The organism is Mesobacillus stamsii, assembly GCF_030814065.1.
GTDB classification, from domain to species: domain Bacteria; phylum Bacillota; class Bacilli; order Bacillales; family Cytobacillaceae; genus Mesobacillus; species Mesobacillus stamsii.
In genome coordinates, this window is sequence record NZ_JAUSUN010000034.1 from 22815 (window position 1) to 32248 (window position 9434).

The following is a 9434-nucleotide window of genomic DNA, read 5'->3' on the forward strand; positions in this document are numbered from 1 at the left end:
ATCCATCCCAATAAAAGTTGCTTGGAACGTTCCAAGGAAAAAGTCCGTCATCATGACGATGACGGACAGAAAAGGTACTACCTCTATTTAATTTTCATTAAATCTTAAGAATACCACCCGTGCTCGCAGAGGTGACCAGCTTCGAATATCGAGCCAAGTATCCTTTTTTGATTTTTGGCTCCGGCTGTTTCCACTGCGCTCTGCGATCATTCAACTCTGCATCAGGAACCTCGAGGGAAATGGTTCTGTTCTCTAAATCAATGAAAATAGTATCTCCATTTTCCACAAACGCGATTGGCCCTCCCTCAGCCGCTTCCGGAGAAATATGGCCGATGGAAATGCCCCTTGAGGCCCCGGAAAATCTGCCATCCGTAATCAAGGCCACCTTCTTTTCTAGTCCCCTTCCAGCAATGGCTGCTGTTGGCGCAAGCATTTCCGGCATTCCCGGACCGCCCTTTGGCCCTTCATAGCGAATGACAACTACATGTCCTTCCCGCACATCCCCATTTTCGATTCCAGCTTGCGCCTCATCCTGAGATTCGTAGACAATCGCCTCTCCTTTAAAAGTTTTAATAGAAGGGTCAACAGCCCCTACCTTGATGACGCCTCCATCTGGTGCGATATTTCCAAACAACACGGATAACCCGCCGACAGGGCTATACGCCGTCTCCTTGCTGCGGATTACGTCGCCATTTAATACCTCGGCATCCTTTACATTTTCATAAAGTGATTTTCCGGTGATAGTAATTCGATCTGGGTGAACAGCTCCTTCTATTTCACAAAGCTGTTTGATAATTGCGCTGACACCGCCGGCATTGTGTACATCCTGCATCGAATAATGGGAAGCCGGGCTGATTTTAGATAAATAAGGAATTCGCTTTGCCACTTCATTAATCCGGCTCAGATCATAATCAATACCCGCTTCATTTGCAATTGCAAGCGTATGGAGAACTGTATTCGTTGAGCCTCCCATCGCCATATCGAGCGCAAAGGCATCATCAATCGTATCCTTCGTGATAATGTCTCGTGGCTTTATATCTTTTTTAATTAAGTCAACCAAATGCCGGGCCGCCTCATAGATTAATTGATGGCGCTCCTTAGATGTCGCAACCAACGTGCCATTTCCAGGAAGTGCGACTCCGAGCATTTCCATAAGCGAATTCATCGAATTTGCAGTAAACATTCCCGAGCAAGAGCCACAGGTCGGGCAGGCGTTCTGTTCGATATCCAGCAATTCATCTTCCGACATTCTTCCTGATTGATAGGCACCAACGCCTTCAAATACGGACACCAGTGATAAAGGTTGACCTGTGCTGGAAACACCAGCCTCCATCGGGCCACCTGAAACAAATACAGACGGAACATTCGTCCGTACAGCCGCCATCAGCATCCCAGGAGTAATCTTGTCACAATTCGGAATGTAGAAAATTCCGTCGAACCAGTGCGCGTTAATCACGGTTTCCGCTGAATCGGCAATCAGCTCCCGGCTTGGCAAAGAATATCTCATGCCAATATGCCCCATTGCAATCCCGTCATCCACGCCAATCGTATTGAACTCAAACGGAATCCCGCCCGCCTCTCGGATCGCGTCTTTGACAACATCCGCGAACTGCCTCAGGTGGACATGGCCCGGAATAATATCGATATACGAATTGCAAACGCCAATAAAAGGTTTTTCAAGATCCTCTAATTTCACTCCAGTTGCATAAAGCAAACTTCGGTGCGGAGCACGGTCGACTCCCTTTTTGATCATGTCACTGCGCATACAAAATCCCCCCATTTTTCATCTTTCCACTCTTGAACAAATACAGTAAAAATAAAAATCTCGCCCCCAAAAATAGGGACGAGTTTTACTCGCGATACCACCCTAGTTCCGTTCACGAAAAACGGCACTCAATCAACGCATCATTACACGCATTCCTTTTAACGGCGGACCAACCGGCAACACCTACTGAAAAAGTTCAGCATTGCATCTCGGAGAATGATTTTCGGATCAGTTCTGAACATCGGCTTGCACCATTTACCGACTCTCTGTCGATCAGGGCACTCATCTTACTCTTCTCGTCATCAAATTTTTTCATCTTTCGCTTTTCGATTGCGATCCTGTTTTCGGAAAATTATTAATTATAAAATTATCAGCTAAAGATTCATTTGTCAAACTATTTTTGCTGATTTTTTCAGTTAATCCTATTAAGATGATAGTCCCGATTGCTGTTCGCTCCTTAATTGTGTATAAATCTGCTGATAGGCAGACGCCTCATCCATCATGCCTTTCCGCTGATACATTTTGTACAGCTGCCTTACTGGAGCTGGGTCAGCCGGCTTGAGCTCCATCTCCCAAAAAAAACATTCGATTGCTTGGTCATACTGATTGAAATCTGCAAAGAAAAGGCCCAATTCCATCATTTTGTCGGGATTCTCGATAAGAGAAGCCATTTCATTAATTTTTCGAAGGATGAGGGAATGAGGAAAATGCTTCTGAATCGGTTTCAGTTTTTCACAAACTACCGTTAAGTCATGCTCTTCCATTAGCTTAGTTGTCAGCTGGAGGACCCTTTGTTCAGATTGATTCGGATCATTTTCCTGAGCCACCTGCTGATGGAGCAACAGAAACTCATTCAAGTGAGCGAACACAAATTCAGCATCCACCTGCTTCCATATCTCATTGAGCATCGGATGATACTCCGCCGGCAGGTCGTCCATGAATGGAAATAAAGCAATTGCCGCTTTCTCATATTGCTCGTCTCTCAGCAATTGTTCAAGGAAGGTTCTAGCTTCCGGCAGCGATTTATAAGGATTCATTCCCGCATAAGTTAAGGTTAGAATCCAGTTCTCAAGGGGAATAGACTTCAAAGCCAGCTCTGTTTGGCTTTTAATGGACTCATGCGTACGATTCCCTTTGTCTTCTATCCAAAGCAGCAGTCTTTCTGCATCGCGGTTTTCATTGCTAAGTATTTTTTCCAGCATTTGAAAATATTCGGTGTTTTTCCGCTTCATAAAGCAATGAAACTCTGCATACAGAGGGTCCTTCTTTTGGATTTCTGATAAAGAAGAAGTTGAGTAGAAACTAGAATAGGCGCTGTATTCCCGTGATTGGAGGAGAGCATTCAATTTTTTCAAAGAGGGAGATAGGTCGGTCAAAATACGGATTGATTGATAAGCCTTGAAAAAACTGCCGTTTCTTCTATGGTGGAAGAAAATGGTTTCGATTGGCTTGATGAGCTGTTCGGGTGAGAAAAACGAGTCAAGTGCCGCAGAAATACACGGTATTTCAAGGGGAGAATAATTGCGCTCGAGGTGTTGGAAGAGCTTGTTTTTGGCTGGGATCGATAGAGCATTGCTGGGAATAAGTACCGGGAGAAGCGGGTGCTGAGCATCTAATACGATTCCTTCTTTCAGCATTTTCGCAATAAATGAACCTTTTAGCACCTTTTCCAATTGCTCCCCATAGATAAGGGCATTTTTGTAGAAAATCAGATAATAATTTCCGTTTAATTCAGACTGGACTTCAGCGACAAAAAATCTGGCAAAGATCGCTGCCCGCACAACCACCCCATTGATGATAACCCTATTAGATTTAAACGATATGTTTGTCGGCATTGTTCGTTCCCTATTCATGAATCATTCGGCCTCCTAATGAATCGTATCTTTCTGTCTGTATTAATTATACGATACCTACGTTTAAAAAGCGACGATTCTCCTTTCTTCCCAGTATTTCTTAATATTTCTTAAGAATTTTTTAAGAATATTCTCTCTATCTTTTTTGGAAAAGGCTGGCATATAATGTATCTATATTAGTATTTTCAGGACAAGAAGCGGTTGCAAAACGTCCTATGACGCTGGGTTGGGTTGATCGGTTCCAATTGACGCTGGAAAAACGACCATCAGTATAAAAAAGAGATTTTGTAGACATGGAAGCAGATGCGGGCTTAAGGCACGAGGGGGATCGATATGGCTAAGATAGATTTTGATGAGCTTTATAGATTACATAGTAAAAGGCTCACTCAAATTGCATATAAAATTACCAAAGACAGACAATTAGCAGAAGATGTAGTCCAGGAGACCTTTATAAAGGCATTCAAGAAAGTTGATACCATTGTTGATGAACAGAAAATTGCTTCTTGGCTGTCAGCAATTGCTGTCAGAACAGCAATTGATTGTCTGCGGGCCGAAAAACGGAAAAGATGGTTGCCTTCTGACCAAAGTATTATGGAAAAAATTTATAGTGATGATTGTTATGAACAATCGATAGAAAAAGAGGTAGAAATGCTTCTGTTCAAGGAGCAGCTCCAGCATTTGCTCTATCTGTTGTCGAAGGAGTATCAGCAAGTGCTGGTGCTTAAACTTCAATATGGATTAAAAGAAAACGAAATTGCCAGCAGATTGAATCTAAAATCAGGAACGGTCAAAACCAGACTTCATAGAGCACGAAAGCAATTGAAAAAAGTTATGTCTGAGAAATACCCAGCCTAACATTATGGTTGAGGAAAAGTTAAGAAGCAAGAGGAACGTTCCTTTTGCTTCCAACACAATGGAGAAAAGTGCGTTCCTATCTCCTTAAATTCGTCATACGAAAACAGCAAAAGGGTGCGTCTCCTACTCAAACGGATATTTTAATCCCCACTGTCCGCGAATTTTGTCCATTAGTTTCATAATTTCTAATGATTCATCCAGCGGAACAACAGGGCTTTCTAACAACCCTTGATTCAAACATCTTCCGACTTCTTCCATCTCAAACGCATAACCAGCAGATTGTCTGTCATCATGAAAAGTCGCTATTTCTTTTCCATCCTTATATAAAAAGGCTGATTTGGCACTGTTAAAAGAGGGAATCCGAATATATCCTTCTGTTCCATGGATGTAAGCTTCGTTCGTTAAATCCATTCGAAAAGCACCGTTAAGGGTGGCTGTTTTTCCGGAAGGATAGGACATTAGGATGGAAAATTGTTCATCCACACCTGTTTCCCCAATGTGGGCAGTACTTAAAATCTTTTCAGGCTTGGTTCCAAAAATCATCGATGCGAATGTGATGGGATAAATCCCTACATCCAGCAGTGCTCCTCCACCAAGATTTGGATTAAGCAGTCTCCATTCGGGTTCCCATCGTGCACGGAAACCCAAATCTGCTTTTACTAACAGAACTTCACCAATTTTTCCGCTGTCAATCCATTCTCTAACTTTCCTAATCGCAGGCAGGAAGCGTGTCCACATTGCTTCCATCAAAAACAGTTTTTTATCCCTGGCAAACTGTATGATTTCTTCTAGTTCTCCGCTATTGATCGTAAATGGCTTCTCGCAAAGAACAGCCTTGCCAGCGCGAAGGCACGCCAATACATTTTCCTTATGGAAAGGGTGCGGCGTCGCAATATATATGGCATCAACATCTGGATCCTGGACTAATTCTTCGTAGCTACCATAAGCACGAGAAACACCATGCTCTTCCGCAAACTTCACAGCGCTTTCTTTGGTCCGCGACCCCACAGCTGTTTTTTCCGTATTCTCAACAAAACTTAAATCCTTTGCGAAAGCAGTTGCTATTCCCCCGGTTCCTAAGATGCCCCACCTGGTCACATTTTCGCCCATCGTTTTCTCCACTCCTCGTATCAATATATTGCTTTAATAGAAAACAAACCTTATTAATCCATTATACTATTATTTTTTATCATTCTAACAAGTGGATAAATCCTCGTCCGTGGTGGGAAAAACAGACGGCGCTTCACTCTTCCCTATAAGTTGGCCTTTAATGAATTTGTATAATGGTCCAATACCTTCCGCTTTTCTTCTTTTGTTAATTGGTAATATGGTGTCTCCTTTACAAATAGAACATTGCTAAGAAGGATGCCGGTGATCTGGTGTGCGAAGATTCCTGGATCGGCGGCAATGTTTTGTTTGTCAAAATGCAGTTGAATTCCAGCCTTCAGACCATCATAAATCATGCTCGGAAAATTGAGATCCCCTGTCAAGTTCCCCAGCAAACTTTCGGAAATAAGCATTTTAATCAATTGATGGTTTTTCGATATTACCACCAGACGTTCATCTAAAATTTCTTCAAAAAAACGACCGGTTTCCTCTTCAGCAAGTTTAAATATCTTGGTTTTAAAGTGATTCTCCAATGATTTCTTAATAACTGTCTCGAATAAATTTTGTTTAGTTGAAAATTTTCGGTACAAAGTTACCTCTGCAACATTTGCTTCTTTGGCAATTTCCTGGGTGGTTGATTGCAAAAACCCTTTTTTGATAAAGACGTGTATTGCAGCTTTAATAATTTGGTCTGTTTTATCTCGCAAACGACGTTCACCCCGTTTTTGTTTGCACTTCCTTTTCAGCTCTCGTTTTAGTCTTTACCAACCTGTCTAGAATGACCAGTATGGCTGGCATGACAATAATGGTGCTGATCAGTGAAAAGAAAACGTTTATTAAAGTCATCATACCAAAATTACTTAAAATAACGAAGTCTGAAACAAGAAGTGCACTAAAGCCTCCTATAACAGATAATCCTGAAGCTAAAACTGCTTTGCCTATTTTTTTATTGGCTATCAATATTGCTTCAACATCTGAGAAACCTTTCCTTCTTTCCTCATAAAAACGCTCCATGATCAAAATTGTAAACTCTGTCCCTATGCCGATAATCAAGGCGCCAAGTGTGGCAGTTAGCGGAGTATAACTAATATTAAACAAATACATAATACCTCCAGACCACCCAACAATGAAAAGAATAGGAAGCAGTGGGATAAAAGCCTTTACGAGATGTCTGTAGATCGCCAAAAGTCCAAGGAAGACAAGCCCTATTCCTAACAAGGTCATTTCATACCGACCGGTTGTCAGCGAAGATACCATTTCAACGTCTAGTACAGACTTTCCGGTAACGGTCGTCTCGATTCCACTCTGCTCCTCGTTTTTAATATAGGATTCCAAATTACCGATAAAGTCTTTCAGTTCACTCGCTTCAAGATGTTTTATGCCAACAGTGATCACCCCTTTTGTCCGACCTTCGTTCACCAGAAGCTTAACCTGATCCTTGGGCATATCATTGACAATTTTCTCTGTATTTTCAGTAATTTTTCCGTCGTTGGTCTGTTTTAGGACACTTGCAATCGACTTTGTTTCTACTACTACATCAGGAAATTCCTTACTGATGGATTCAGTCATTCGATCTGTCCAATTGATTGTTTCTTTGTCCAGTACATTGTCGGTCCTGTACATAATCGTTACCTGGTCGGTTGTTCCAAGAATATCTCTTAATTTGTGAATATCCTTTAATTCCTGTGTATCCTGAGGCATAAAGGTTTCTACGTCGGTCTCTACTCCTGCCTTCATATCTCCCCAGATACCCAAAATCGCAGTGGATAAGGCGAGTAAAATGACCAGCCATTTAAAAGAAACTACTTTTTTTGTTAATCCCTCAAGGAATTTTTCTGATTTCGGCGATTGCGTACTCTTTATGCCTTTTTTGCTTTCTCTCGTAAAAAAATGGTCCCTTGTAAATAGAATTGGAATCAAAATGAATAAACCGACAAAGAAGCTGATTACGATCCCAAGTGTCAGCATTTTTCCGAAATCCTGAATCATGGGAACCGGAGAGGTATACAATGCCATAAAACCAAGACCTGTAGCGATAATGGCTGTCATGACAGCAGGCACCATGTGTTTGACGGTTTGTTTTAAACTTGAAATACTTTTCTGTTTACTGTCTTTTTCCATTATGATTCACTCCTTGTGTCCATTTCTTCAGAATATCGGCTCTGGAACTGAATGGCATAGTCAATGCCCAGTCCAATTAAAATCGGGAATACCGCCATGGAAACCATGGTCATCGGAATGCTCAGCCATCCCATCAAACCTACAGTTGCGACAACCGCTAGCAACATGACCACAAGCGGAAGCAATTTCCATCTAACCTTAAAAACGATCGTTAAAACGAGAATCATGAATAGAACGGACAGACTCATCATTTTTTGTATGCTGTCCTTCATAGATGTCCTGATTGCATCGTCAAGAACTGGCTTTCCTGACACCATCGTATGAATATTTTCCAGTTTATTGTCATGGAAATATTCTTTCATTGCGCCCGAAATCTCACTTTTCACCGAGTCATCCACATTCCCTTCCAGCTTCACAATGAAAAGCATGTACTTCTCGTCTACTGTTACCTCACTGAATAAATTGCGAAGGTCACCGTTTTCTTCATAAATCATTTTATCCAGCGTTTTTTGTTGTTGCGGTAGGGCCGGAGACATATTATCTGAATAGGAAACCATTACTTTCAGGTTTTCGCTGATTTTGCTCAAATTGCTGCCCATTTCTGAAAGTCCGGCAGACAATGTTTTTAAATCATTCCATTGGCTTACTTGCTTCTTATTCAATTCACTGAAGCTCGACTTTTGACTGTTAAGCCCCTGTTGCATCTCGCCTAGCCCTTTTATTGTATTTTCAGGTATGACCGTCAATTTTGAACCATTCAAGGAGGCTTCATTCATTTTTTCCGAAAGCTGGATGAACTGATTGCTCATCTCAATTAGCTGCTGTACCTGTTTTTGCTGTTGCGGATTTGATTCAAGTGATTGACCTAGCTGTGTGCTAACTTTTTGCATGTTCAGGGCAGCCTCTTGCAATTGTCCACCCATTTGCGCATAGCCATTCGCCATCTGGGCCGTTCCAGCAGACAACTTTTTCTGACCATCGATCATTTTGCTTAACCCATTAATCAACTCACTCAGGTTCTGTTCGATATTATTTCCGCTTGGCTGCTGCCCTCCGGCATTCTGGTTTAGTTTTGTGCTTAGCTCAGTCAAATTGCTGCCCATTTTTTCCAATCCGGAGACAATTTCATCAATGCCTTCCTTATACTTTTCCGACTGCTTGACAGAAATTTGGTTAATCATCGTATTAGGACTTATGATCGTATAAATATTCTCGTAAGAACCCAGCTTTTTTTCCAATCCAGCCATGTGGTTAACAGTATCGATTGTGAAAAGGTTCTCGGATTTTTCAGCTTCGTATATTGCAATAATCGATTCACCCCCAAACTCTTTCTCCAAAGCCAAGTTATCTTGATAGGCTTTCGTATCAACTTCAATCAAAGTTTCATTGCCGGTTGCCATTTTCATTGCTGGAGCACCAGCTGCAAAAAGCAGGACAACGACAATAGCCAGGATAATAAGCTTCATAGGGTTCTTTCGGATTAACTCAGATAAAAACGTCAACATTTTCATAAGCTCCCCCTTATTGATAGTTAGTACAAACTTACCTTTATTGTAAAAAATCGTTATCACCGACTGATTGAATGTTAGTGATAACTTACATATACTATAAAAAAATAATAGACCGATGTCAAACTAAAGTGAACTACTCCCACCACTTACCACCCTTACAGGTGGCTTGAAGTGGGGGCTTCTCGACTTATCGTTGCTTTTCCTAGCCAACAAAAACTGACC

Annotated in this window: 7 protein-coding genes and 1 other annotated feature; of the genes, 1 reads left to right on the plus strand and 6 read right to left on the minus strand. The window is 41.6% G+C overall.

Annotated elements, in window-relative coordinates:
* Nucleotides 1–97: 97 nt before the first annotated feature.
* Together ilvD and J2S25_RS17950 are read right to left on the minus strand one after the other, a co-directional pair.
* Nucleotides 98–1765 carry a dihydroxy-acid dehydratase gene (gene ilvD / locus J2S25_RS17945; protein WP_307192533.1) on the minus strand — a complete coding sequence of 556 codons (1668 nt, stop codon included), beginning with the start codon at nucleotides 1763–1765 and terminating at the stop codon, nucleotides 98–100.
* A 71-nt stretch (nucleotides 1766–1836) separates the two neighbouring features.
* Nucleotides 1837–2077: a binding site (T-box leader), on the minus strand.
* A 113-nt stretch (nucleotides 2078–2190) separates the two neighbouring features.
* Nucleotides 2191–3618, minus strand: coding sequence for a hypothetical protein (locus J2S25_RS17950; RefSeq protein ID WP_307192534.1), 1428 nt, complete (start codon nucleotides 3616–3618; stop codon nucleotides 2191–2193).
* 333 nt (nucleotides 3619–3951) lie between these two features.
* Between J2S25_RS17950 and J2S25_RS17955 the strand changes: the two genes are divergently transcribed.
* Entirely contained in the window at nucleotides 3952–4473 is a 522-nt protein-coding gene (locus J2S25_RS17955) for an RNA polymerase sigma factor (RefSeq protein ID WP_307192535.1), read from the plus strand.
* A gap of 123 nt (nucleotides 4474–4596) precedes the next feature.
* On the opposite strand, the gene J2S25_RS17960 is transcribed toward J2S25_RS17955, so the two are convergent.
* From J2S25_RS17960 to J2S25_RS17975, 4 genes are all read right to left on the minus strand, one after another.
* Complete coding sequence (locus tag J2S25_RS17960) at nucleotides 4597–5583, minus strand: Gfo/Idh/MocA family protein (protein ID WP_307192536.1); 987 nt, start codon at nucleotides 5581–5583, stop codon at nucleotides 4597–4599.
* Nucleotides 5584–5726: 143 nt separating this feature from the next.
* Entirely contained in the window at nucleotides 5727–6287 is a 561-nt protein-coding gene (locus J2S25_RS17965) for a TetR/AcrR family transcriptional regulator (protein WP_044394979.1), read from the minus strand.
* A 7-nt stretch (nucleotides 6288–6294) separates the two neighbouring features.
* Nucleotides 6295–7701: an efflux RND transporter permease subunit gene (locus J2S25_RS17970; RefSeq protein ID WP_044394981.1), complete on the minus strand. Its 1407-nt coding sequence runs from the start codon at nucleotides 7699–7701 to the stop codon at nucleotides 6295–6297.
* Nucleotides 7701–9212 (minus strand): MMPL family transporter, encoded by a 1512-nt coding sequence (locus J2S25_RS17975; RefSeq protein WP_044394983.1) that lies wholly within the window; start codon nucleotides 9210–9212, stop codon nucleotides 7701–7703. Before J2S25_RS17975 ends, J2S25_RS17970 begins: the two co-directional genes overlap by 1 nt.
* Nucleotides 9213–9434: the final 222 nt, after the last annotated feature.

Coding starts and splice junctions, on each gene's coding strand:
- ilvD (WP_307192533.1), bottom strand. CDS start 1,765: ATGCGCAGTGACATGATCAAAAAGGGAGTCGACCGTGCTCCGCACCGA.
- J2S25_RS17960 (WP_307192536.1), bottom strand. CDS start 5,583: ATGGGCGAAAATGTGACCAGGTGGGGCATCTTAGGAACCGGGGGAATA.
- J2S25_RS17955 (WP_307192535.1), top strand. CDS start 3,952: ATGGCTAAGATAGATTTTGATGAGCTTTATAGATTACATAGTAAAAGG.
- J2S25_RS17950 (WP_307192534.1), bottom strand. CDS start 3,618: ATGAATAGGGAACGAACAATGCCGACAAACATATCGTTTAAATCTAAT.
- J2S25_RS17975 (WP_044394983.1), bottom strand. CDS start 9,212: ATGAAAATGTTGACGTTTTTATCTGAGTTAATCCGAAAGAACCCTATG.
- J2S25_RS17970 (WP_044394981.1), bottom strand. CDS start 7,701: ATGGAAAAAGACAGTAAACAGAAAAGTATTTCAAGTTTAAAACAAACC.